The 24,204-nt window shown below is 66.1% G+C and carries 21 protein-coding genes and 2 riboswitches; of the genes, 6 read left to right on the top strand and 15 right to left on the bottom strand.

Annotated elements, in window-relative coordinates; genetic code table 11:
- Positions 1 to 89 precede the first annotated feature (89 nt).
- The 3 genes from EIP75_RS15160 (at position 90) to EIP75_RS15150 (ending at position 2,405) form a co-directional block, all read left to right on the top strand.
- The gene (locus EIP75_RS15160) at positions 90 to 515 is read left to right on the top strand and encodes an organic hydroperoxide resistance protein (RefSeq protein WP_125244106.1); all 426 of its coding nucleotides are present in this window, start codon (positions 90 to 92) and stop codon (positions 513 to 515) included.
- Between the two features lie 75 nt (positions 516 to 590).
- The gene (ppsR, locus tag EIP75_RS15155; RefSeq protein WP_125244105.1) at positions 591 to 1,409 is read left to right on the top strand and encodes a posphoenolpyruvate synthetase regulatory kinase/phosphorylase PpsR; all 819 of its coding nucleotides are present in this window, start codon (positions 591 to 593) and stop codon (positions 1,407 to 1,409) included.
- Between the two features lie 114 nt (positions 1,410 to 1,523).
- On the top strand, positions 1,524 to 2,405 hold the full coding sequence (locus EIP75_RS15150) for an alpha/beta hydrolase family protein (protein WP_125244104.1): 882 nt from the start codon (positions 1,524 to 1,526) through the stop codon (positions 2,403 to 2,405).
- Between the two features lie 3 nt (positions 2,406 to 2,408).
- On the opposite strand, the gene EIP75_RS15145 is transcribed toward EIP75_RS15150, so the two are convergent.
- The 11 genes from EIP75_RS15145 to EIP75_RS15100 all read right to left on the bottom strand — a co-directional run bounded on the left by EIP75_RS15145 (position 2,409) and on the right by EIP75_RS15100 (position 17,886).
- Entirely contained in the window at positions 2,409 to 3,014 is a 606-nt protein-coding gene (locus EIP75_RS15145) for a hypothetical protein (protein ID WP_125244103.1), read from the bottom strand.
- Positions 3,011 to 5,917, bottom strand: coding sequence for an aminomethyl-transferring glycine dehydrogenase (gene gcvP, locus EIP75_RS15140; protein WP_125244102.1), 2,907 nt, complete (start codon positions 5,915 to 5,917; stop codon positions 3,011 to 3,013). The genes EIP75_RS15145 and gcvP overlap by 4 nt, the downstream gene beginning before the upstream one ends.
- A 31-nt stretch (positions 5,918 to 5,948) precedes the next feature.
- Positions 5,949 to 6,323 carry a glycine cleavage system protein GcvH gene (gene gcvH / locus EIP75_RS15135; protein WP_125244101.1) on the bottom strand — a complete coding sequence of 125 codons (375 nt, stop codon included), beginning with the start codon at positions 6,321 to 6,323 and terminating at the stop codon, positions 5,949 to 5,951.
- 156 nt (positions 6,324 to 6,479) lie between these two features.
- The gene (gene gcvT / locus EIP75_RS15130) at positions 6,480 to 7,595 is read right to left on the bottom strand and encodes a glycine cleavage system aminomethyltransferase GcvT (protein WP_125244100.1); all 1,116 of its coding nucleotides are present in this window, start codon (positions 7,593 to 7,595) and stop codon (positions 6,480 to 6,482) included.
- 91 nt (positions 7,596 to 7,686) lie between these two features.
- Positions 7,687 to 7,832, bottom strand: a riboswitch (glycine riboswitch).
- Positions 7,833 to 7,842: 10 nt separating this feature from the next.
- Positions 7,843 to 7,968: riboswitch (glycine riboswitch) on the bottom strand.
- Between the two features lie 66 nt (positions 7,969 to 8,034).
- Positions 8,035 to 10,902 (bottom strand): phosphoenolpyruvate carboxylase, encoded by a 2,868-nt coding sequence (gene ppc / locus EIP75_RS15125; RefSeq protein WP_125244150.1) that lies wholly within the window; start codon positions 10,900 to 10,902, stop codon positions 8,035 to 8,037.
- A 188-nt stretch (positions 10,903 to 11,090) separates the two neighbouring features.
- The gene (locus tag EIP75_RS24600; protein ID WP_233584888.1) at positions 11,091 to 12,239 is read right to left on the bottom strand and encodes a TonB-dependent siderophore receptor; all 1,149 of its coding nucleotides are present in this window, start codon (positions 12,237 to 12,239) and stop codon (positions 11,091 to 11,093) included.
- Between the two features lie 11 nt (positions 12,240 to 12,250).
- The gene (locus EIP75_RS24595; RefSeq protein WP_233584887.1) at positions 12,251 to 13,210 is read right to left on the bottom strand and encodes a TonB-dependent siderophore receptor; all 960 of its coding nucleotides are present in this window, start codon (positions 13,208 to 13,210) and stop codon (positions 12,251 to 12,253) included.
- A 482-nt stretch (positions 13,211 to 13,692) separates the two neighbouring features.
- Entirely contained in the window at positions 13,693 to 15,198 is a 1,506-nt protein-coding gene (locus EIP75_RS15115) for a tripartite tricarboxylate transporter permease (RefSeq protein ID WP_125244099.1), read from the bottom strand.
- Between the two features lie 27 nt (positions 15,199 to 15,225).
- Positions 15,226 to 15,699, bottom strand: a complete 474-nt coding sequence (locus EIP75_RS15110) for a tripartite tricarboxylate transporter TctB family protein (RefSeq protein WP_158622864.1) — start codon at positions 15,697 to 15,699, stop codon at positions 15,226 to 15,228.
- 97 nt (positions 15,700 to 15,796) lie between these two features.
- Complete coding sequence (locus EIP75_RS15105) at positions 15,797 to 16,780, bottom strand: tripartite tricarboxylate transporter substrate binding protein BugD (RefSeq protein WP_125244097.1); 984 nt, start codon at positions 16,778 to 16,780, stop codon at positions 15,797 to 15,799.
- Between the two features lie 74 nt (positions 16,781 to 16,854).
- Complete coding sequence (locus EIP75_RS15100; RefSeq protein WP_125244096.1) at positions 16,855 to 17,886, bottom strand: TRAP transporter substrate-binding protein; 1,032 nt, start codon at positions 17,884 to 17,886, stop codon at positions 16,855 to 16,857.
- A 147-nt stretch (positions 17,887 to 18,033) separates the two neighbouring features.
- On the opposite strand from EIP75_RS15100, the gene EIP75_RS15095 reads away from it, so the two are divergent.
- From EIP75_RS15095 to ribA, 3 genes are all read left to right on the top strand, one after another.
- A complete protein-coding gene (locus tag EIP75_RS15095; RefSeq protein ID WP_125244095.1) occupies positions 18,034 to 20,064 on the top strand; it encodes a sensor histidine kinase in 2,031 nt (676 codons plus the stop codon).
- Positions 20,061 to 20,693, top strand: a complete 633-nt coding sequence (locus EIP75_RS15090) for a response regulator transcription factor (protein ID WP_125244094.1) — start codon at positions 20,061 to 20,063, stop codon at positions 20,691 to 20,693. The genes EIP75_RS15095 and EIP75_RS15090 overlap by 4 nt, the downstream gene beginning before the upstream one ends.
- A gap of 101 nt (positions 20,694 to 20,794) precedes the next feature.
- Positions 20,795 to 21,469: a GTP cyclohydrolase II gene (gene ribA, locus EIP75_RS15085; RefSeq protein WP_125244093.1), complete on the top strand. Its 675-nt coding sequence runs from the start codon at positions 20,795 to 20,797 to the stop codon at positions 21,467 to 21,469.
- 27 nt (positions 21,470 to 21,496) lie between these two features.
- Here the strand turns inward: ribA and EIP75_RS15080 are convergent, their stop codons facing one another.
- The 4 genes from EIP75_RS15080 to EIP75_RS15065 form a co-directional block, all read right to left on the bottom strand.
- Positions 21,497 to 22,132 (bottom strand): glutathione S-transferase family protein, encoded by a 636-nt coding sequence (locus EIP75_RS15080; protein WP_125244092.1) that lies wholly within the window; start codon positions 22,130 to 22,132, stop codon positions 21,497 to 21,499.
- A gap of 56 nt (positions 22,133 to 22,188) precedes the next feature.
- The gene (locus EIP75_RS15075; protein WP_125244091.1) at positions 22,189 to 22,551 is read right to left on the bottom strand and encodes a DUF1304 domain-containing protein; all 363 of its coding nucleotides are present in this window, start codon (positions 22,549 to 22,551) and stop codon (positions 22,189 to 22,191) included.
- Positions 22,552 to 22,602: 51 nt separating this feature from the next.
- Complete coding sequence (locus EIP75_RS15070; RefSeq protein ID WP_125244090.1) at positions 22,603 to 23,121, bottom strand: GNAT family N-acetyltransferase; 519 nt, start codon at positions 23,119 to 23,121, stop codon at positions 22,603 to 22,605.
- 77 nt (positions 23,122 to 23,198) lie between these two features.
- Positions 23,199 to 24,158 carry a DUF808 domain-containing protein gene (locus tag EIP75_RS15065; protein WP_125244089.1) on the bottom strand — a complete coding sequence of 320 codons (960 nt, stop codon included), beginning with the start codon at positions 24,156 to 24,158 and terminating at the stop codon, positions 23,199 to 23,201.
- Positions 24,159 to 24,204 lie beyond the last annotated feature (46 nt).

The following is a 24,204-nucleotide window of genomic DNA, read 5'->3' as shown; positions in this document are numbered from 1 at the left end:
CAAGCAATTCAATTGTGTGCAATTGAATTTCCAGTGTTGTCCCACCCCTGATTCACCAAGCGCCCTCGTCCGGCGCAGGAGCACCCGTCATGCAAAACCTCGACAAGGTCCTGTACACCGCCCACGCCACCGCCACCGGAGGCCGTGATGGCCGCGCGGTCTCGTCCGACGGCATCCTCGACATCTCCCTGGCCCGTCCGGTCGAGATGGGTGGCAAGGGTGACGGCACCAATCCCGAGCAGCTGTTCGCTGCTGGCTACTCCGCCTGCTTCCTGGGCGCCATGGGTTTCGTGGCCGGCCAACAGAAGAAGGGCCTGCCCAACGGCACCCAGATCGCTGGTGACGTGGCCATCGGTCCCATCCCCAACGGCTTCGGCATCGCCGTGGTGCTGAACATCACGCTGCCCGGCCTGCCCCGCGAAGAGGCCGAAGCCCTGGTGCACGCAGCCCACCAGGTGTGCCCGTACTCCAACGCCACGCGCGGCAATATTTCCGTCACGCTCAACGTGGTCTGAAAAGGCTGAGGCCTGCCGGTCTCGGGTGACAATGCGTCCTTTCGCGGTTGCGCGGCTGTGGCCGCCTTGTCACCCATGACCGATTGCAGCGTTTTCTTCATCTCCGACGGCACCGGCATCACCGCCGAGACCTTCGGCAATTCCATCATGGCGCAGTTCGCCGTGAAGCCGCGCCATGTGCGCCGGCCCTTCATCGACACCGCCGACAAGGCCTTCCAGGTGGTGCGCGAGATCAACGCCGTGGCCGACCGCGAGGGCAAGCGCCCGATCGTGTTCATGACGCTGGTGGACGAGGACATCCTCAACATCATCCGCCCATGCCGCGGCAAGGTCTTCGACATGATCAAGACTTTCGTCGAGCCGCTCGAAGAAGAGTTCGCGATGAAGTCCAACCACCGCGTGGGGCGCTTCTCCGACGTGGCGGTGGACCGTGAATACAACGACCGCATCGAGGCGATCAACTTCACGCTGGAGCACGACGACGGCCAGTCCGCCCGCAACCTGGAAGTGGCCGATGTGGTGCTGGTGGGCGTGAGCCGCAGCGGCAAGACGCCGACCTCGCTCTACCTGGCGATGCAGCATGGCGTGAAGGCGGCCAATGTGCCCTTGATCCCGGAAGACTTCGACCGAGGCTTTCTGCCGCCCATGCTCAAGCCCTTCAAGAAGAAGTGCTTCGGCCTGACGATCGACCCGGCGCGCCTGTCGCAGATCCGCAATGAGCGCCGCCCGAACAGCAAGTACGCCAGCATCGAGAACTGCCGCTTCGAGGTGCAGCAGGCCGAGTCGATGATGCGCCGCGAGGGCATCTCGTGGCTGTCGTCCACGCACAAGTCGATCGAAGAGATCGCCACCACGATCCTGCGGGACATACGGCCGGACCGGTTGATCTACTGAACATCCGGGCTTGCACGCACCATGTTCAGGGGGTGAAGAGGGTATGTGCGGGGCTCTGGATATGGGGTGGTCTTCGTAGAGTGCGGGGTCAAGCCACGCACAACAGGAGACCTGATGTCCATCCACGCTTCATCCCCCGCACACCGAGCTTTCACGGTACGCCTGCTGAGCGCCGCCGCGCTGTCATTGATGGCCGGCATCACGCAAGCCCAGGTGCACGGCCCCGATCCCACCGTGAAGTCACTGGAGGCCGAAGCCGGCCCCTACACGGTGGCCAGCGCCAAGGTGGGCAGCCCCAGCGGTTACGGGGCGGGCACCGTCTACTACCCCACGGTGCGCACGGAAGGCCAGTTCGGCGTGGTGGTGCTGGCCCCTGGCTTCCTGGCCATCCAGAACTACTACAAGTGGCTGGCGGAGCGCGTGGCATCGCACGGCTTCGTCGTGGTCACCGTGAATTTCAACAGCGTCTTTGACCAGCCCGAATCGCGCGGCACCCAGATGGGCAAGGCCTTGCAGCAGGTGGTGTCGCTCAGCAAGACCATGACCACGCCCTACTACGGTGTGCTCGATGCCAACCGGCAGGCGGCCATGGGCCACTCGATGGGCGGCGGCGGCACGCTGGCGGCCGCACGCAACACGCCATCGCTCAAGGCGGCCGTGGCACTGGCGCCCTGGCACACCACCAAGGACTGGTCGGCGCTGCAGGTGCCCACCCTGGTGCTGGCTGACGAGAAAGACAGCATCGCGACCAACGACCAGCATTCGATCCCGTTCTACCAGAGCTTCAACGCGGCACTGCCCAGCGCCTACATCGAATTGGCGGGGGCGGATCACCTGTGCGGCATCCAGATCAGCGCCACCAAGTGCAAGACGGCGCTGGCCAAGTACTCCATCGCCTGGCTCAAGCGTTTCGTGGATGGCGATGCGCGCTACACCCCGTTCGTGAAGACCCGGGCCGCCGAGATGTCCGCGTTCGAGACGCGAGGCGCCTACTGAGCGTCAAGGCGCAGGGGTGGCGGCCTGAACGTATGGCCAGCCCAGGCGACCTTCGACGATGCGCAACTGCAAAAGCTGGCCGGGTTGCAGGGCCGCCTGTTGCAGCGCCTCGTACTGCAGGCGGGAGATGTGGCGTTGCGTGGCCCCGGCCAGCTCGGCAGGCTTCGTGCGCGGCACCGTGTGCAGCACAAAGTAGTCGAGTCGTTTGGCCGGGCTGTGCTCGGTCAGCAACACGAAGCGCTCCTGCACATCCACGTGAGGTGACGCCTGCGGATCCGAGGTGTTGAGGCGGTAGAGCAGGTCGGGCACCGTCATACCCATCGTCAGGCCGATCACGAGGAAAGCAGTGAAGCAGGCCGTGATGCGGTCTTCCGTCTCTTTCAGCAGCCAGCAGATCAGCGCTGCGCACACCAACAGCACACCGCCGCTCACGCCGAGCACCGTCGCCCACGATTCGCCGTGGATCGGCACCGGCGGGCGTGATCCCAGGCTCATCCAGAAGCCTGCGGCGCCGAGCAGCACCAGTGCCGCGCAAACCCCATGCACCCGGCGCAGGCCCTTGCGCGGTACCGGCGGCGGGTGCCTGGCACGGCGGCGCTGGCGGCTCACTGGTACTCGCTGAGCGGCACGCAAGAGCAGAACAGATTGCGATCCCCGTAGACGTTGTCCACGCGGCCCACCGGCGACCAGTACTTCTGGCGGCGCAAGGCCGGCACCGGGTAGGCGGCGGTTTCGCGGCTGTAGGCGTGCGGCCACTCAGTCTTGAGCAGGCTGGCCGCGGTGTGCGGCGCATTCTTCAGCGGGTTGTCGTCCTGCGGCAGCTGGCCTTGCTCGATCTGGCGGATCTCGTCGCGGATGGCGATCATCGCGTCGCAGAAGCGGTCCAGCTCGGCCTGCGATTCGCTCTCGGTGGGCTCTACCATCAAGGTGCCGGCCACGGGGAAGCTCAGCGTGGGCGCGTGAAAGCCGTAGTCGATCAGGCGTTTGGCCACGTCCTCGGCGCTGACGCCGCTGGTGTCCTTCAAGGGACGGATGTCGAGGATGCACTCGTGGGCCACGCCGCCACCCTTCACCGAGGCATTGCCGTGGCTGAAGTGCAGGTCGTAATGGCCTGACAGGCGCGCGGCGATGTAGTTGGCGTTGAGGATGGCCACTTCGGTGGCGGCCTTCAAGCCCTCGGCGCCCATCATGCGCACGTACATCCAGCTGATGGGCAGCACGGCGGCGTTGCCCAGCGGTGCGGCGCTCACGGCACCAACCGATTGCTCGGTGCCGATGCCGGCCGAGCGGTGCGCAGGCAAGAAGGGCACCAGGTCGTCGACCACGCAGACGGGGCCGACACCAGGGCCGCCACCGCCGTGCGGGATGCAGAAGGTCTTGTGCAGGTTCAGGTGGCTGACGTCGCCGCCGAACTGGCCCGGCGCGGCGATGCCGACCAGCGCGTTCATGTTGGCGCCGTCCACGTAGACACGCCCGCCGTGCTGGTGCACCAGGGCGCACAGCTCGGTCACGCGCGTTTCGAACAGGCCGTAGGTGGACGGGTAGGTGATCATGATCGCGGCCAGCTTGTCACTGTGCTGCTCGCACTTGGCGCGCAGATCGTCCAGGTCCACATTGCCTTCGTCATCGCACTTGGTGACCACCACCTTCATGCCCACCATCTGCGCGCTGGCCGGGTTGGTGCCGTGGGCCGATTCGGGAATCAGGCAGATGTCGCGGTGGCCCTGGCCCTGCGCCTCGTGCCAGGCCTTGATCACCAGGAGGCCGGCGTATTCGCCCTGCGAGCCGGCATTGGGCTGCAGGCTGATGCCGGCGTAGCCCGTGGCCTCGCCCAGCCAGTTGCACAGCTCATCGTTGAGCACCTGGTAGCCCTGCAGCTGGTCGGCCGGGGCAAAGGGGTGGATCTGCGCGAACTCGGGCCAGGTGATGGGGATCATCTCGCTGGTGGCGTTGAGCTTCATCGTGCACGAGCCCAGCGGGATCATGGTGCGGTCCAGCGCCAGGTCCTTGTCGGCCAGGCCGCGCAGGTAGCGCAGCATCTCGGTTTCGCTGTGGTGGGTGTTGAACACCGGGTGCGTCAGGAAGGCGCTGCGGCGGCGCAGTTCCGGCGGCAGGCCGGTGGTATCGAGGCCTTGCTCGAACTCGGCGAAGGAGGGCAGGGCCTTGCCGCCAGCGAACACCGCCCACAGGTCGATGATGTCGTCGCGGGTGGTGGTTTCGTCCAGCGAGATGCCCACGGTGTCGCCGCTGGCGATGCGCAGGTTGATGCCGCGCTGCACGGCGGCGGCCAGCACCGCATCGCGGTCGGCTGTCAGCACCTGCAGGGTGTCGAAGTACGTGGTGTGGATCAGCGAGCGGCCCAGGGCCTTCAGGCCCGCGGCCAGGATGGCGGTGTAGGTGGCCACGCGGCGTGCGATGCGCGTGAGACCGGCGGGGCCGTGGTAGACGGCGTACATGCTGGCCACGACGGCCGGCAGCACCTGCGCCGTGCAGATGTTGGAGGTGGCCTTCTCGCGGCGGATGTGCTGCTCACGGGTCTGCAGGGCCAGTCGATAGGCCTTGTCACCGTGGCTGTCCACGCTGACGCCGACCAGGCGGCCAGGCAGCGAGCGCTTGAACTCGTCCTTGGTGGCCAGGTAGGCGGCGTGCGGGCCGCCATTGCCCATGGGCATGCCGAAGCGCTGCGTGGTGCCACAGGCAATGTCGGCGCCCAGCTCGCCCGGGGGCGTGAGCAGGGTCATGGCCAGCAGGTCGGCGGCCACGATGGCCAGCGCACCCTGGGCGTGCAGCGCACCGATCAACGGGCGCAGATCACGGATCTGGCCGTTGAGGCCGGGGTACTGCAGCAGTGCGCCGAAGCAGTCGTTGCTGGCCAGGTGCTCGACCAGCTTGGCGGCGTGCACGATGTCGACCGTGATGCCCAGCGGCTGGGCGCGTGTCTGAACCACCTCCAGCGTCTGAGGGAACACGTCGTGGCAGACCACGAAGCGGGTGGATTTGCTCTTGCCGGCTCGGGCGGCCAGGGTCATGGCCTCGGCGGCAGCCGTGGCCTCGTCCAGCATCGACGAGTTGGCGATGGCCAGGCCTGTCAGGTCACAGACCATGGTCTGGAAGTTGATCAGCGCTTCCATGCGGCCCTGCGAGATCTCGGCCTGGTAAGGCGTGTAGGCCGTGTACCAGGCAGGGTTCTCGAGGATGTTGCGCAGGATGACGCCCGGTGTGAGCGTGTTGTAGTAGCCCTGGCCGATGCAGGTGCGCATCACCTTGTTGCGGCTGGCGATGCGCTTGAGTTCTGCCAGTGCCTGGGCCTCGCCCAGTGGCGCCGGCAGGTCCATGGGGGCGCCGCGTTTGATGGAGGCGGGCACGACAGCGTCGATCAGGGCCTGGCGCGAAGCCACGCCCACGCTGCTCAGCATGTGCGCCTGCTCCTCCTCCCACGGGCCCAGGTGGCGGGCGTGGAACTCCGTGGCGTTTTCAAGTTCGGCGAGGGTGGGCAGGGCGGTGTTCGGCATGGCGGGGCGGTGTTCGGCAGGGCAGGTCGTGTCAGGCGTTCTTGACGAAGTCGTCGTAGGCGGTCTTGTCCAGCAGGGCGTCGGCATCGGCCGGGTTGGCCAGCTTGACCTTGAAGAACCAGCCGGCGCCCAGCGGGTCGGTGTTGGCCAGGGCCGGGTCGTCGCGCAGGGTTTCGTTGACCTCGGTGATCTCGCCGGTCAGGGGCATGTAGACGTCGGCGGCGGCCTTGACGGACTCGACCACGCCAGCGATGTCCTTGGCGTTGAAGGTGGTGCCCACGGCAGGCAGGTCGACGAACACCACATCGCCCAGGGCATCCTGGGCGTGCTCGGTGATGCCCACGGTGGCGGTGCCGTCGGCTTCGATCTGGAGCCATTCGTGGTCGGAGGTGTACTTGATGGTCATGGATGGATCCTTGGGTAAAACGGGTCAATCAGGGTGAACAGTGCCGAACGGCCGGAGTATCGCAGGGCTTGGGGGGCTGCCGGGCGTGTCGTCCGCTGTGGCGGAGGCGCTTCATTGACGCCGCAGCAGGGGCCGTGCCTGGCGATCCGTGCCGTGTCAGCCCCGGTGGTAGCGGTTGGGCACGAACGGCAGGGCCGCCACCGTCATGGGCACGCGCTTGTCACGCACCAAGGCGAACACCTTGGTGCCGATGGCGGCGTGGTTGGGCCCCACGTAGGCCAGGGCCACGGGCTGGTTGATGCTGGGGCCGAGCGAGCCGCTGGTGACGGTGCCCAGCGGTGTGCCGTCCTCGGCCACCACCTGGGCACCCTCGCGCACAGGCATGCGCTCGGTGCTGATCAGGCCCACGCGCTTGCGGCCGGCGCCCTGGGCAAACTGGGCGTCGATGACGCTGGCGCCCGGGTAGCCACCGGCACGCTCGCCACCGGCGCGGCGCACCTTCTGGATCGCCCAGGTCAGGGCGCCTTCCACCGGGGTGGTGGTGGTGTCGATGTCGTGGCCGTACAGGCACAGGCCGGCTTCCAGGCGCAGCGTGTCGCGCGCGCCCAGGCCGATGGGCTTGACCTCGGGCTGGGCCAGCAGGGCTCTGGCCAGGGACTCGGCGCGGTGGGCTGGCACGGAGATCTCGAAGCCGTCTTCGCCCGTGTAGCCTGAGCGGGTGACGAAGCACTCGGTGCCGTCGAGCGTGAAGTGACCGCCGGTCATGAAGACCAGGTCTTTCACGCCGGGGTTCAGGCGCGCCAGGGCGTCCACCGCCTGCGGGCCTTGCAAAGCCAGCAAGGCCTGGTCGGGCAGGGGCTGCACGGTGCAGCGCTGGCCGATGTGCTGCTGCAGGTGGGCGATGTCCTGCTCCTTGCAGGCGGCGTTGACCACCACGAACAGGTCATCCGCCCGGCGCGTGACCATCAGGTCATCCAGGATGCCGCCTTGTTCATTGGTGAACAGGGCGTAGCGCTGCTTGAAGGGCGCCAGGCCGATGATGTCCACCGGCACCAGGGTTTCGAGCGCGGCATCCGCGCCATCGCCCTTGAGCAGCACCTGGCCCATGTGCGAGACATCGAACAGGCCAGCGGCGGTGCGGGTGTGGCGGTGTTCGGCCAGGATGCCGGTGGCGTACTGCACGGGCATGTCGTAGCCGCCGAAGGGCACCATCTTGGCGCCCAGTTCGATGTGCAGGGCGTGCAGGGGCGTGGTGAGCAGGTCTGTGGACATGGCAGGCGCCGGCCGCCAGGCCGGACAGGGGCAATCGAGTTCGGTCGATCCAGGGCCCGCGCCGGCTGGTGTGCCTGCGCAATGCCCTGGTGCTGCCCCCGCTGTCCGCTTTACCTGAGAGATTGACCCGTCGCCACGACTTGTCGCAGCGGTACGGGCTTGCCCCTTCGGTGGGCCGGCTCACGGTGCGCGCATGTGATGCGACACCGTCTCCGGCCTCTCTCCAGTGAGGATCACCTTGTTGCCAAGGTGCTTGCCAGTCCTTTTGCCTGAGCGTTCGGGCGAGGCGTTTCACCGCCTGTCCTGCGCCTTCGGCGACCCGTGTCCGCCGCCTGAAACAAGCGCCGGCCGGGTTCTCTCCTGGCAGGGCGCGATTGTATGCCAGGCCTTGGCGGGGCGGCCACCCAAACTTGCGATGCCGGGGTGGTCAACCCCCCGTTCAGCCGGTGTTGCGCAGCCCCGCCGCGACACCGTTGATCGACAGCAGGATGCCGCGCTGCACCCGGTCGGCCACGGTTTCACCCTCGACACCCGAGGCACGCAGATCGGGCGCCTTGCGGTGCCGGCGCATCAGCTCCACCTGCAGGTGGTTCAGCGGGTCCACATACGGGAAGCGGTAGTTCAGAAAACCGGCCAGGTCGGGTTGGGTGGCCAAACGACCTTTGGTGGCGGTGACCTGGTTGAGCGCCTGGTTGGTCAGATCCCACTCTGCCCGAATGGCGACCATGATCTTCTTGCCCAGGCGCTTGTCTTCCACCAGCTCCACATAGCGCGCAGCGATGCCCAGGTCGCTCTTGGCCAGCACCATGTCCATGTTGGACAGCAGGGTGCGGAAGAAGGGCCACTGCTTGTGCATGCGCTGCAGCACGGCCAGTTGGGCCTTGCGGTCGGTGCCTGGCTCCGACAGGAAGGCCTCGATGGCCGAGCCCAGTCCGAACCAGCCGGGCAGGGCGACCCGGCACTGCCCCCATGAGAAACCCCAAGGGATGGCGCGCAGATCCTCGATGCGCCGGCTGGGTTTGCGCGAAGCCGGGCGTGAGCCGATGTTCAGGTCAGCGATCTCCCGGATGGGCGTGGCCGAGAAGAAGTAGTCGGTGAATCCGGGCGTCTCATAGACCAGCTTGCGGTAGGCGGCCATGCTGGCCTGCGAGATGGCATCCGCCGCCTGCAAGAAGGCTGCGGGCACGGGCTTGGCGGGCTGGATCAGGCTGGCCTCGAGCATGGCCGCGACCAGGGTTTCCAGGTTGCGCCGGCCGATCTCGGGGTGGGCGTACTTGGAGGCGATGACCTCGCCTTGCTCCGTCAGGCGAATCTGGCCGTTCACGGTGCCGGGGGGCTGCGCCAGGATGGCCTGGTGCGTAGGGCCGCCCCCACGCCCGACGGTACCGCCGCGGCCATGGAACAGGCGCAGGCGGATGCCATGCTGCTGCTTGAGCCTGTCGAAGAAGGCCACCAGCGCGATCTCGGCGCGGTAGAGCTCCCAGTTGCTGGTGAAGAAGCCGCCATCCTTGTTGCTGTCGCTGTAGCCCAGCATGATGTCCTGCTCGCTGCCCGAGCGCTTGACCAGTTCGGCCACGCCGGGCACGGCGTAGAAGCCCTCCATGATGCCGGGGGCGTGGCGCAGGTCGGCGATGGTCTCGAACAGCGGCACCACGATCAGGTCGGCCACCGACTTGGGATCGTCCAGTGTGCCGCGCATCAGGCCGCACTCCTTCTGCAGCAGCAGCACTTCCAGCAGGTCGCTCACCGTCTCCGTGTGCGAGATGATGTAGTGGCGCAGGGCCTGCGCACCATAGGCGCGGCGGGCCTGGGCGGCGGCTTCGAAAATGGCCAGTTCGTGCAGCGCCAGCTCGCTGTAGTGGGCGCCAGGCACGCGGAGGGGGCGGGCCTCGCACAGCAGTTGCTGCAGCAGTGCGCGCTTGTGGTCTTCATCCAGGCCGGCGTAATCGGCCTCGACGCGGGCGGTGGCCAGCAGTTCGGCAATCACCAGCTCGTGCTGGTCGGAGCTCTGGCGCAGATCGAGCGTGGCCAGGTGGAAGCCGAACACCTGCACGGCGCGGATCAGTGGCTTGACGCGCAACTCGGCCAGGGCGCCAGCATGGTGCGCCCGCAGCGATGCATCCACGGTGTGCAGGTCGGCCAGGAACTCATCGGCGCTGGTGTAGGCATCCTGTGGCGCGACGGCATGGCGCAGGGCTTCGGTGCCGGTCAGGTCATGCAGGGTGGCGGCCAGGCGGGCGTAGACACCCGTCAGCGCCCGGCGATAGGGCTCGTCGGCGCGGTGCTGGTTCTGGTCGGGCGAGCGGTCGGCCAAGGCCTGCATCCCCGGCGTGATGCCCACCAGCCGCCCGGACATCGACAACTCGGCGCCCAGGTGGTGCACCTCCACCAGGTAGTGCCGCAGCGCCACTTCGGCCTGGCGCGACAGGGCCAGCTTGAGCGTCTGAGCGCTCACATTGGGATTGCCGTCGCGGTCGCCGCCGATCCAGTTGCCCATGCGCAGGAAGGGCGCGATCTCGCGGCCGGGCAGGGCGCGCTCGATCTGGCCATAGAGCTTGGGGATCTCGCGCAGGAAAGTGCTCTGGTAGTAGCTCAGCGCGTTCTCGATCTCGTCGGCCACGGTGAGCTTGGTGAAGCGCAGCATGCGTGTCTGCCACAGTTGGGTGACGCGTGCGCGCAGCGCGGCCTCGATCTCTGCACGCACGGCCCCATCGGCTCCGTCGAGTCGCGTGATCAGGTCGGAAATGCTGCGCTCGGTGTCCAGGATGGATTTGCGCTGCACCTCCGTCGGGTGGGCGGTGAGCACGGGCGAGAGATAGGCGTGCTTGAGCAGCAGGGCGATTTCATCGTTGCGCACCCCCTCTTCGGACAGGCGCTTGAAGGCCGCTTCCAGCGATCCTTCGACGGCGGTCTTGGCCGGCAACTGTGCGGCCTGGCGCACCTGGTGTCGATCCTCGGCCAGGTTGGCCAGGTGCGAGAAGTAGCTGAAGGCGCGGATGACCGACACGCTCTGGTCGGCCGACAGGTTCTTGAGCAACCGATCCATGTCCTTGCCGGCCTGGTCGTCCTTGCGGGCGCGGTAGGCCACGGCCATCTGGCGGATGCGTTCGATCAGCTCGTAAGCCTCACGGCCTTCCTGTTCGCGGATCACGTCGCCCAGCACGCGGCCGAGCAGGCGGATGTCCTTGAGCAGGGGTTCGTTGCGGCGGCCGGTGGGGGCCTTGGTGCCGGTGGTGATGGCGGCTTTGGCCGACCTGTTGCGGGAAGTCGCGGGAGCGGACGGGGTGAGGGCTGCCTTGGTGACCATGCGGAAAACGGTGGGTTGATGTTCCTGGAGTGCGCCGCGCAGCTTGTGGCTGTGCGGCTCATAGCTGCAAGCATGCATCAAACATCGTGCCAGCCCGTTGCGCCAGCGTCGGATCAGACGAAAAAAGGGCCTGCTCCTTGGATGGAGCAGGCCCGTGGATCATCGCTGGGGGCGGAACCCCCGTCTCGTCAGAAGCGGGTGCGCAGCGTCAGGCTGATGAAACGCGGTTCACCGTAGTTGGCGTAGTCCAGCGTCGCCAGGTAGTGCTTGTCGAGAGCGTTGGTCACGGCCAAATTGACGCTGGTGGCCTCGGTGAAGCGCCAACTCGCATTGAGGTTGAGCAGGCCGAACGGCGACTGCTTGACCTTGGTCCGGCCAGAAGGGCTGGGCACGTTGACGGCGTCCATCTGACCTTGCCAAAGCAGTTGCGCGCCCAGCTCGACCGGCTGCAGCACACCCGAGAAGCGGTATTGCGTTCCCAGCTTGACCAACCATTCAGGCAGGTTGGCATAGGTCAGGTCAAAGGCGTTGCGTGTGGTCTTGACCCGTGTGACTCCGGCCGTGGCTTGCCAGTTGGAGTTCAGGCGTGCGGCAATGTCGGCTTCCCAGCCGAAGGACTTTGTGCCGTTCACAGCGACATAGGCGTCAGCGGTTTCACCGGGGACTTTGAAGTTGCCGTCTTTCACCCCGTAGTTGTCCTGTTTGACTTCAAAGAACGCGAAGGACCCCGAGATGCCGTGCTCAGGCCATTCGCCCTTGAGTCCCAACTCGTTGCTCTTGCCCTTGACCGGCGACAGCGGATCGGCGAAGCGATCCTTGTAGTTCTGCGGATTGAAGATGCCAGTGTGGCTCGCGTAAGCCGAGACGTACTCGTTGAGATCGTAGACCACCCCCAGGAACGGCGAGACCTCCTGTCCCACCGATTGCCGCGCCGTGGTGCGCACGTACGCTCCCGTGGTGCCGTAGTTGTCGGTGTGGCGACGCCAGTTGGTCACGCGCGCCCCTGTCAGCAGAGACAGCGGTTCAGCCAGTCGCCAGCGTGCCGAGGCATACACCGCATCCTGGCTGGTCTGCTGTACGGTGTATGCACCGGTGCGGCGGTAGTTGGGAACAGGTGCTGTTCCATCCCAGGTGTTCACATTGGGAATACTGTAAACATAGCGCGTCGGATCAACTGCCAGATCGGTGTAGCCGTCAGTCCTGGTATCGGTGCGAAGGCTGCTGAAGCCTACAAAGACATCATGCTTGCGGCCACCAAGGCTGAATTGTCCAGACAAGCGGGCGTCCATTGTGTCCATGGTCTCCTTGCCGCCGCCGACGGCCCCATAAAGGAACATCCCCGTTCCAGTCACGCTGTCAGGGAAAGGCGCGTTGATCGTGACGACGTTGGAAGGACTCCTGACGAGAGGCCGGAGCCGTAGGTGCGCAGGCTGAAGGTCTTGCCTTCTGTGTGATTGAGGGTGGCTTTCAGTGACCAATCGCTGTTGATCTGATGATCGATCGTGGCGAACAGGGTGCCCGACTCGCGCGACCAGCGTGTCCAGTCTGGAGAGAAGTTGATCGACCTGGGCAGGTCGGCAACGCCGCCAGCGGCATTGAAGAGCGGGACCGTGCCCCAGATGCCAGCCTTCGGGGCGTTCCTCTGGCGCTGATAGCCCACGGAAGCAATGGTATCTCGGCCGAGATCAGCCTCGACCACGCCGAGCAGCGCGTACTTCTCTTCTTCATAGCGGTCACGGAAGCTGTGGCGCTTCTGCGGGGCGACAACCCACCGGCTGCGCACACTACCGTCCTGGTTCAGCGGCACGTTCAGATCGACTTCGCCGCGGTAGTAGTCCCAGCTTCCTACGGTCACGGAGGCCGTTCCGCCAAAGGTGCGCGTCGGACGCTTGCGGATCAGGTTGATGGTGGCCGATGGCGTGCCCACCCCGGTCAGGATGCCGTTGGCGCCGCGCACGATCTCGACGCGCTCGTAGATCGCGGTGTCGAATTCCTGGTTGGTGCTGTTGCTGAAGGTCGGCAGGCCATCGACCTGGAAGTCAGTGATCAGGAAGCCGCGCGAGTAGTAGAGCGGGCGTTGCGTGTCGTAGAAGCTCACGTGGACACCCGTGGTGCCCCGCAGCACCGTATCGACGCTGGTGAGCGAGCGCTGTTCGATCTGATCACGCTCTACCGTGCTCACCGATTGGGGCGTCTCGCGAGGTGTGAGTGCCAGGCCTGTGGATGTCTTCGATGGCTTGTTCCGGCCCAAGGCCTCGAACACGTCCGGTTCGGTTTTGCGCGAAGCCTTGACCGAGATGGTGGGCAAGGCTTCTTCGGATTGAGCTTCCTGAGCCCAGCTAGCGCAGCACACGCAGGCTGCAGAGGCGACAGGGATCAGCTTTGCAAACAGTCGAACGGACACGGCTGGGGTGGACAAGAGATTTGGCATGGGTGTTCAGCGTGAAGCCGGAGGCGCCGTGTACGCGAATATCCAAGGCCAGCGGGGGGGCTGGCAGGTGCGTACGAGGGCGACGACGGAGGTGGCAGCTAGGAAAAAGCCTGCAATGGAATGGAGAAGCAATCCGTCAGGGAATGTCGTGCTCGCAGGCCGGATGAGAGTTAAGCATTGTAAATTGAGATGACAATGATTATCATTACGATGTGGTTTTGGCGCCACCATGCTTTCCGCCTGTCACCTGATCGGAGGACTGATCTGCAATTCCTGAAACCCACAAAAAAGCCGCGATGGCCGGCCAGAGCGCATCGCGGCTTTGCGGCAGGGCCGCATGGAGGTTGTGCCGTGCTCGGTCAGCCCTCTTCAGCGAAGGCTTCCTCCCGCTTGTTGCGGATCGCCGGCAGCAGCACCACCGCGAGCGCGGCGGCCGCAAGCACCAGCATCGCCAGGCTGATGGGCCGCTCAACAAAGACCATCGGATCGCCCCGCGACAGCAGCAGGGCGCGGCGCAGGTACTCTTCCATCATCGAGCCCAGCACGTAGGCCATCAGCATGGGCGCCGGCTCGCATTCGAGCTTGGAGAACACATAGCCCGCCACGCCGAACAGCGCCATCAGGTAGACATCGAAGGTCGCGTTGTTGACGCTGAACACGCCAATGGCGCAGAAGGCCAGGATGATGGGATAGAGGATGCGGTAGGGGATCGAGATCATCTTCACCCACAGGCCGATCATGGGCAGGTTCAGGATCACCAGGAACACGTTGCCCACCCACATCGACACGATCATTCCCCAGAACAGCGCGGGCTGCTCGGTCATCACGGCCGGGCCGGGCTGGATGCCCTGGATGATCATGGCGCCGATCATCAGCGCCATCACAGGGTTCGACGGGATGCCCAGCGTCAGCATCGGGATGAACGAGGTCTGCGCACCGGCATTGTTGGCCGCCTCGGGCGCGGCCACGCCTTCGATGGCGCCCTTGCCGAACTCGTGGCCGTTCTTGGACACCTTCTTCTCGATCGAGTAGGCCGCGAACGAGGCCAGCATGGCCCCGCCACCCGGCAGGATGCCCAGCAGCGAGCCCAGGGCCGTGCCGCGCAGGATGGGCGCGACGATGCGCTTGAGGTCATCGCGCGTGGGCATCAGGCCCGTCACCTTGCTCATCAGCACGCTGCGGGTGCTTTCGTGCTCCAGCTCGCGGATGATCTCGCCCAGGCCGAACATGCCCATCGCGATCACGACGAAGCTGATGCCGTCGGCCATCTCGGGCGTGTCGAAGGTGAAGCGCTGGGTGCCCGAGTTCACGTCGGTGCCGATGGTGCTCACCAACAGCCCCAGGATGATCATGCCGAAGGCCTTGAGCAGCGAGCCATGCGCCAGCACCACCGAGGCCACCAGCCCCAGCACCATCAGCGAGAAGTACTCGGCCGGGCCGAACTTCAGGGCCAGGTCGGCCAGTGGTGGCGCGAACAGGGCAATGATCAACGTGGCCACCGTGCCCGCGAAAAACGAGCCGATGGCCGCCGTGGCCAGGGCTGCCCCGGCTCGGCCCTTGCGCGCCATCTGGTAGCCATCCAGCGCGGTCACGACCGACGATGACTCGCCCGGCAGGTTCACCAGGATGGCCGTGGTCGAGCCGCCGTATTGCGCGCCGTAATAAATGCCGGCCAGCATGATCAGCGAGGCCGTGGCGTCCAGCCCGAAGGTGACGGGCAGCAGCATCGCGATGGTGGCGATGGGCCCCAGCCCCGGCAGCACGCCCACGGCCGTGCCGAGGAACACGCCCAGCAGGCAGTACATGAGGTTGTGCAGGCTCAGGGCCGTCTGCAGGCCCAGGCCGATGTCTCCCAGGAATTCCATGGTTTCAGCTCCGATGTGTGATGCGGATCAGCTCAGGCCGAGGGCGCTGAACCAGGGGCCGACGAGGGGGATGGGCAGGCTCAGCGCCTTGATGAACACGCCCCAGCAGAACAGGGTCAGCAGCACGAAGGTGATCGTGGCTGCCTTGAACGTGAAGCGGCTGCTGGCCAGGCTGCTCAGGTAGATGGACACGGCCAGCGCAGCGACCATGCCCGCGTGCCGCAGCAGCAGGCCGAACAGCACCACGGACACCGTCACCAGCAGCAGCGGCTTGAGGTGGACCGGTTCGAGCGAGGGGCCACGGGTGGCCAGCGCCTTGAGCATGCACGCCAGCCCGACGATGGCCAGCAGGCCGCTGAGCACCATGGGGTAGTAGCCCGGCCCCATGCGGATGGCCTTGCCCATGGGGTAGTCGCTGCCCAAGGCCATGGCGGCCAGGCCGATGATCAGGAACAGCAGGCCCGAGATGAAATCCTTCGGGCTGCGGATGAACGATGGCATGGTGATCCTCTTGAGGGTCATCGATGAACGTGGGGAGGCGCCGGCCAGGCGTCAACGTGCCCGGCCGGCATTCAGGGCGTGTAAGTGATCAGGAGATTCAGTCGGCGTAAACACCAGCCTGCTTGATGATGCGCGTCCACTTGACGATCTCGGAGCGCAATTCCTTGTCCAGCGCCTCGGGCGTGGCGCGGGACAGTGCCACGGGTTCGGTGCCCAGGTCGGCCAGCTTCTGCTTCACGTTCGGATCCTTGATGGCGTGCTGCAGTGCCGCGACCAGCTTGTCGATCACGGGCTTGGGCGTGTTCTTGGGCGCGTACATGGCATGCCACACCGCCACTTCGAAGCCGGGCAGGCCTGAGGCATCCATGGTCGGCAGGTTGGGCAGCGAGGCCACCTTGGTCTTGGTGGTCACCGCGTAGGCCTTGATCTTGCCGGCCTTGATCTGGCCCGAGGTGTTGGTGGTCTGGTCGCACATGAAATCGACCTGGCCGCCGAGCAGGTCGTTCATGGCCGGGCCGGTGCCCTTGTAGGGCACGGTCGTCAGGTTGGCCTGCACGGCCGACATGAACAGCATGCCGCACAGGTGCGAGGCCGAACCCACGCCCGCGTTGGCGTAGGTCACCCTGTCCTGGTTCTTCTTGACGTAGGCGATCAGCTCCTTCAGGTCCTTGGCGGGGAAATCCTTGCGCGCCACGATGGTCATGGGCACGTCGGCCACCATGCCGATGGGCGAGAAGTCATCGACCGCGTTGTAGGGCAGCTTGCGGTACAGGCCTGGCGCGGTCGACTGGCCGATGTGGTGCAGGAAGATGGTGTAGCCGTTGGGCTCTGCGCGGGCCACGCGGGCAGCGCCCAGCGTGCCGCCGGCGCCTCCCACGTTTTCCACGATCACCTGCTGCTTGAGGAAGCCCGTCATCGACTGCGCGTAGATGCGGCCCACGGTGTCGGTGGGGCCGCCGGCAGCGAACGGGATGATCATCGTGATCGGCTTGTCGGGGAACTGCTGCGCCTGCACGCCAACGGCGGGCAAGGTCAGGCAGGCGGCCAGGGCCAGCATGGACAGGCGGCGGGTGGGGTTCATGGTATGTCTCCGTGTCTCAAATCAAACAACAAACACAAGAAGGAGCCGCCGGCCCATGCCGGTCGGCCGTGGGGTCAAAGGTTGTCCGGTCTGAAACCGGTGGCGTTGTAGATGTCCTGGATGGTTTCGTCGCCCACGCGCGAAGCCAGTTGCTTGTGCACGGGCACGAGGGCCTTCTTGAGCTGGAAGCGCTCGCCGATCGTGGGTGAGTAGACCGTGGTCTTCCCGCTGGCCTTGACCTTGGCCAGGGAGTCCTGGTTGTCGTTGAAGGCGGTGTCGTTGGCCACCTTGGTGGCCTCGGTCATGGCCTTGCTCAGGGCGGTGCGGATGTCGCCGGGCAGGCCATCCCAGAATTTTTTGTTGACCACGACCGCATACCCCAGGTAGCCATGGTTGGTCACGCTGACGTGCTTCTGCACCTCATGCATCTTCTGGGTGTACAGGTTGGACGGCGGGTTCTCGGTGCCATCGACCACGCCGGTCTGCAGCGCCTGGTAGGTCTCGGAGAAGGCCAGCACCTGGGGCAGGGCGCCCAGGGCGCGCATCTGGGCGTCCAGCACCTTGGACGACTGGATGCGCATCTTCATGCCCTTGTAGTCCGCCACGGCCCTGAGCGGCTTGTTGGCCGACATCACCTTGAAGCCGTTGTCCCAGTAGGCCAGCCCCGTGATGCCGCGCGATTCCAGTTTCTTGAGCAGCTTGGCACCCACCGGGCCGCCGGTCACCTTGTGCAGGTCGTTGTAGTCGTCGAAGATGAAGGGCAGATCGAACACCTCGAACTCCTTCACCCCCAGTGGCGCGAACTTGGAGAGCGAGGGGGCCAGCATCTGCACGGAGCCCAGTTGCAGGGCCTCCATCTCTTCCTTGTCCTTGTAGAGCTGGCTGTTGGGGTACACCTCGACCTTCACGCGCCCCTTGGTCAGCTCGCCTGCGCGCTTGGCAAAGAATTCTGCGGCCTTGCCCTTGGGTGTGTCGTTGGCCACCACGTGGCTGAACTTGATGACGATCGGGGCCTGAGCGAACGCATGGGGTGCCAGCGCCAGTGCCGTGCCGACGACCACCAGTCCTCGACGGATGACGGAAGGCGGGCTCAGCGGACGGGTCATGGTTGGTCTCCAGGAAGGGGGTGTGGGCATTCTTGGTTCCCCCTGTTTCAGGGGGAATTGTGGAGTTCCACATTTGTGCGTCCAGGTGCTTGATTTCAGCGGGTTATCCCTTATAAGGCCCGTGCCCGAAGCACTAGACTTCCGCGCATGAGTTCCCCCTTGTCCGAGCCGCCAAGGCCCGAGCTGGCCGTGCCCCCTCGTCCGCGCTTCAAGCTGCTGGGGCGGCGCGTGGGTGGGCCCCGCAGCCTGTGGGCCTGGCCCCTGCTGCTGTCGCTGGTCTTCGTGGCGGGGGTGGTGGCGTGGATGGTGCGCACCGACGCGGATGAGCGGGAGGCACGCCGTGCCGAGCTGATCTCCGATGCCTTGTCGCTCGAAGCGCAGCTCAGCGGCGCGCTCGACGACGAAACCGCCCGCCTGAAGGCGCTGGCCGATGACCTGGCTGCCCACCACACGCGGCCGGAGGCCTTCGTCCGCCAGGCCCTGCTGCTCGACGGCTTGCGGCGTTTCTGGGTCAGCGTGACCTGGGTCGATGCCCAGGGCCGCATCGTGGCCCAGGTGCCCGACGACAAGCTGCCTGCCAATGCCCCCCTGCGTGCCGGTAGCACCGACCGTGGGCTGGCCGGCCATCTCAGTGTGGCCTTGCCCAACCGTGGCGGCTTGCTGGTGGCGCGCTATTCGTCCACCAACCTCCTGCGCCAGCGCGTGCCCTGGTGGCTGGCCCGCAAGTACGACATCCGACTGGTGGACAGCTCCGACGATGTGATCGCGGCCACCGTGGATGGTGAGCGCCTGCCGGACCAGCTCTGGTACCGCAAGACCATGGGCCCTTCGATGGCGCAAGGTTGGCTGGAGCTGGCCTCGCGTGAGCGGCAGACGCCCTGGTGGCGCACCTTGCCCATGGCGCTGATGGGCGGCTTCCTGCTGCTGGTGGGCGCTGCTTCCTGGATGCTGCGCCGCCAGATGCTGGCCGTCGAACGCGCCGAAGAGGCCTGGCGCACCGAGGCCGCCTGGCGCACCGCGATGGAGGATTCGCTCGCCGTCGGCCTGCGAGCCCGCGATCTGGACGGACGCCTGGTCTACGTCAACAAGACCATGGCCGACATGCTGGGCTACCAGCCCGAAGAGCTGATCGGCGTGATGCCGCCCATGCCCTACTGGCTGCCTGATGAGCTGGACGAATCCATGCGCCGCCACCTGCGCAACATGGCCGGCCAGGCACCGCGGGAAGGCTATGAATCACGCTGGCAGCACCGCGATGGCCGCGTGCTGGAGGTGATGATCTTCGAAGCCCGCCTGGTGGATGCACAGGGCAGGCACATCGGCTGGATGGCCTCGGTGCTCAACATCACCGAGCGCAAGCGCCTGGAAGAGCGCGAGCGCCGCCAGGCCGACACCATGGCCCACCACTCGCGCCTGACCATGCTGGGCGAAGTGGCCTCCACCCTCGCGCATGAACTCAACCAGCCCTTGTCCGCCATCACCAGCTACAACGCCGGCGTGCTCAACGCCCTCAAGCGCCACCCCGAACCCGATTCGCTGCTGCTGGGCGCGCTGCAGCGGCTGGGCGAGCAGGCGGCGCATGCCGGGCGCATCGTCAAGCGCATTCGCGAGTTCCTGACCCGGCGCGAGCCCCAGCGAGAGCGGGGCGACATCAACCAGATCGTGCGGGCGGCGGTCGACCTGCAGCGCCGTGACATGAACCGCCATGGCGTGTCTCTGTCCCTGCAACTGGACCGCGCCTTGCCACCCGTGCTGGTCGATCCCATCCTGGTGGAGCAGGTGGCCGCCAACCTGGTGCGCAATGCCTGCGACGCCCTGTCCACCCGCCCAGGTGTGCGTTCACTGCACGTGATGACCACGCTGGCGCCCGACGGTCGCTTCGTCAAGGTGCAGGTCAGCGACAACGGGCCCGGCCTGGGCGGGCAGGGCATCGAAACCCTGTGCGCACCGTTCTTCTCCACCAAGGCCGAGGGCATGGGCATGGGCCTGGCCATCTGCCGCTCCATCGTCGAACTGCACTATGGCGCGCTGGATGCCGAAGAGGCGCCGGGCGGCGGTGCGGTCTTCTCGTTCACCGTGCCTTGCTGGCAAGACCATGATCAGGAGGGCGAGCACGACCCATCCGATGACCCCATGCCCGCCGATGCCTCCATTTCCCAGGACGATTCCAGACCATGAGCACAGCCCCGGCCCCTCTCGATAAAGGTATCGTCTATCTGGTGGATGACGAGGCCGTGGTGCGCGATGCCCTGACCTTCCTGCTCGGCTCGCGCGGCCTGCTGGTCTATGGGTTTGACAGCGGGCCCGAGTTGCTCACCCACCTGGCCGAATCGCCCTTGCGTCCGGTGCGCGGGATCTTCCTGGTGGATGTGCGCATGGAGCCCATGTCGGGCCTGCAACTGCACGAGGTGCTGATCGAACACGGCTTTCGCAACCCCTTGCTGTTTCTCAGCGGCCATGGCGACATCCCCATGGTGGTGGAGGCCCTGAAGAAAGGCGCTTTCGATTTTCTGGAAAAGCCCTACAGCGACAACACCCTGGTCGACCGCATCGAGCAGGCCCTGGCCGTGGAAGCCGCCATGCTGGCCGACGACACCCGCCATGCGGAACGCGATGCGCGGCTGGCCAGCCTGAGCGAGCGCGAGCGCGAGGTGATGCAGCGCGTGGCCGCCGGCAAGCTCAACAAGGTCATCGCCGATGAGCTGCACATCGCTGTGCGGACGGTCGAGGTGCACCGCGCGCGGGTGTTTTCCAAGCTGGGCGTGCGCTCGGCGGCCGAGCTGGCCACGCTGCTGGCCCAGGGGTGAGCCACCCCTTGCCAGTGGGCCGCCGGCCTGTCGAACCCCAGGGTATTGACCGACCTGCGAGAATACAAGGACAAGACCGCCTGACGCCTCGCTGAAGTTTCATGATTTCGCCGCAGATACCCTCCAGCCAACCCGCCACCCAGCTCACCATGGTGGCCCAGGCCCGTGTGCCCACGGACTACGGCACCTTCACCATGAAGCTGTTCAAGGAAGAGCCCTCCGGCCTGGAGCACGTGGCCATGGTCATGGGCGACGTGGTGGGCAGCGCCCTGGTGCGGGTGCACAGCGAATGCATGACCGGCGACGTGTTCGGCTCGCTGCGCTGCGATTGCGGCCCTCAGCTGCACTTCGCGCTGCGTCAGATCGGCGAGGCTGGTCGGGGCGCCGTGCTCTACCTGCGCCAGGAGGGGCGGGGCATCGGCCTGATCAACAAGCTCAAGGCTTACGCCCTGCAGGATGAAGGGCTGGACACGGTCGAGGCCAACCTGCGCCTGGGCTTTGCGGCCGACCTGCGCAACTTCGACGTGGCCGCCTGCATGCTGGATCAGCTCGGCATCAAGGAAGTGCGGCTGATGACCAACAACCCCCGCAAGGTCAGCACGCTGGAAAAGCACGGCGTGAAGGTGGTCGAGCGCGTGCCCGTGCGCAGCCAGCCGCAGGCCGAGAACGAGCATTACCTGGCCACCAAGGCCCTCAAGCTGGGGCACCACATCGACTGGTTGCCCGAGATGCCCGAGCACGCCTTCGGCTCGGACGAGGAATCCAAGACCCCTTGAGGCCTTGATGACATGGGCGCCCCTGGCTCAGTGGCCCTGGGCCGCCAGCAGCTCGGCGTCCTTGCTGGCCACCTGCGCGAAGCTCGGCCGCGAACACACCCGCTCGATGTAGGCCTGCAGCTCGGGCGACGTCGGCACCAGGGCGAAGGTGGTCGTCCACCGCAGGGCGCTGCCCCACAGCACATCCGCCGCCGTGAACTTCTCGCCCAGGATGTACGGGCCTTTCGCCAGTTGGTCCGTCAGCGTGCGCAGCATGGTGTCGAAATCGCCGTACGGGCAGGTGGAGGGCGGTGCCGGTGCCCGTTTTTGGGCGCGGTCCACCAGGGCGGGCTCGAAGCTGCTGCCATAGAAGGCCAGCCAGCGCAGGAAAGGGCCGCGCAGCGGGTCGCCCGGCGGGGGCGCCAAACCCGCCTCTGGGTAGAGCTCGGCCACATACTGGTACACGGCCCCTTGCTCCGTGACCAGCGCCTCGCCATGCTTGACAGCGGGCACCTTGCCCATCGGGTTGATGGCCAGGTAGGGCGCCTGGCGCTGTTCGCCGGCGCGCACGTCCAGCACATGCAGTTCATGGTCTGCCTGCAGTTCGTAGACCAGCGTCAGCACGCCGGAAGAGCGTGTCTGCGGGGCGTGGAACAGTGTGATGCGTCGGCTGTTGTTGCCCATGGCGGTCTCCTTTGGGTTAGACGAGGATCACTGATCGGTGATGACGAGGTTGCAGATCAAGCCAGCCAGAGCAGCGCGCCAGCGATCAGCGCGGGCAAGGCCTGCACGAAGAAGATCCGCTTGCTGACCGTGGCGGCGCCAAAGACGCCAGCGACCACCACGCAGCCCAGGAAGAAGAACATGATCGGCCGGCCAGCCACCGGCCCCAGCAGCAGCCCCCACACCAGCCCGGCCACCAGAAAGCCGTTGTACAGCCCCTGGTTGGCGGCCAGGGCCTTGCTGGCCGTGGCGAACTCCTTGGTCAGGCCGAACACCTTGCGGCCCATCGGCTTGTCCCACAGGAACATTTCCAGCACCAGGAAGTAAAGGTGCAGGGCGGCAACGAGCGCCGTCAGGACCAGGGCCAGTGTGGTGAGCATCGAATCGTCCCCTCAGGGTGGTTGTCGGTATGGGATCAGGAAAAATCGGGATCAGGCGGGTGCTTCTGGAAGCGACCACTGCCAGAAGCTCACGTCAATGTAGCGCCCGAACTTGTAGCCTACCCTGGGCAGGTGGCCCACCCGCACAAAGCCCATCCGCTCGTGCAGTTGTTCGCTGGCGTCGTTGGGCAGAGCGATCACGCCGATGATCTCGCGAAAGCCCTTGTCGCGGGCCGATTGGATCAGCTCTGCATAGAGTCGCCGGCCCAGGCCCAGTCCCAGGGCGTCTCCTGCGATGTACACCGTGCTTTCAACCACGTGGTCGTACGCGGCGCGGGTGCGGAACTGGCCGTAGTAGGCATAGCCGATCAGGCGGCCCTGGCGTTCTGCCACCAGCCAGTCGTAGCGGTTCAGCCGGTCCGCGACGCGCTGGGCCATCTCGGCCACCGGCACGGGTTCCGTCTCGAATGAAATGACGGTTTTTTCGACATAGCCGTTGTAGATCTCGGCGATGGCGGCCGCATCCGCGGGCACCGCCCGGCGAATGGTGAAGTCCTGATGCGTGTCCATGGCCCCAGTGTGCGTCATCCAGCCCGCGTTTCAGGGCTGCGGAAGCACGCCGATTCGGCGCGCGACGGCGCTTGTGCTCAGGCGGCTGCAGCGTTCTTCTTGCCGCGCAGCTTCGACGCCAGCATCACCAGCGCCAGCACGGCCGCGCCAGCCACCACGCCGAACAGCGCATCGAGCACCGTGGGTGTGACAGCCTGCAGCAGCCCGCCGATGCCCGCCACGCCGGCCGTGGCCTGCGCCGCATGCTCGATGGCATGGTGCACCACCGGGATACCGTGCGTGAGGATGCTGCCACCGACCATGAACATGGCGGCGGTACCCACCACGGACAAGGTCTTCATCAGGTAGGGCGCGACATTCAGCATGCCCCGGCCCAGGGCGCGCACGGCGCCCTTGAGGGCCCCTGTGCCCTTGCGCTGGCTCAGGTACAGGCCGCCGTCGTCCAGCTTCACGATGCCGGCCACCAGGCCGTACACGCCCACGGTCATGATGAGGGCGATGCCTGTGAGCACCGTCACCTGCTGCATGAACGGGGCGTTGGCCACCGTGCCGAGCGTGATGGCGATGATCTCGGCCGACAGGATGAAGTCGGTTCGCACGGCCCCCTTGATCTTGTCCTTCTCGAAGGCCAGGATGTCCACCTCGGGGTTGCTCACGGCCTGGACGAGTTCGGCCTTGTGGGCCTCGTCCTCGGCGTGGCTGTGCAGGAACTTGTGCGCCAGCTTCTCGAAGCCTTCAAAGCACAGGTACGCGCCACCCACCATCAACAGGGGGATCACGGCCCAGGGCGCGAAAGCGCTGATGGCCAGCGCGGCCGGCACCAGGATCACCTTGTTGCGCAGAGAGCCCATGGCCACGGCCCAGACCACGGGCAGTTCGCGGTCGGCTTTCACGCCGGTGACCTGCTGCGCGTTGAGCGCCAGGTCGTCGCCCAGCACGCCGGCGGTCTTCTTGGCGGCGACCTTGGTCATCACGGACACATCGTCCAGCACGGTGGCGATGTCATCGATCAGGGCAAGCAAGCTGCTGGCGGCCACAAAGGCTCCTTCAAATTCGTTCGTGTGGTGAGGGGAGGGGCCGTGT

The organism is Aquabacterium soli, assembly GCF_003933735.1.
GTDB classification, from domain to species: Bacteria; Pseudomonadota; Gammaproteobacteria; order Burkholderiales; family Burkholderiaceae_C; genus Aquabacterium; species Aquabacterium soli.
This window is presented reverse-complemented; position numbering and strand designations above follow the sequence as displayed.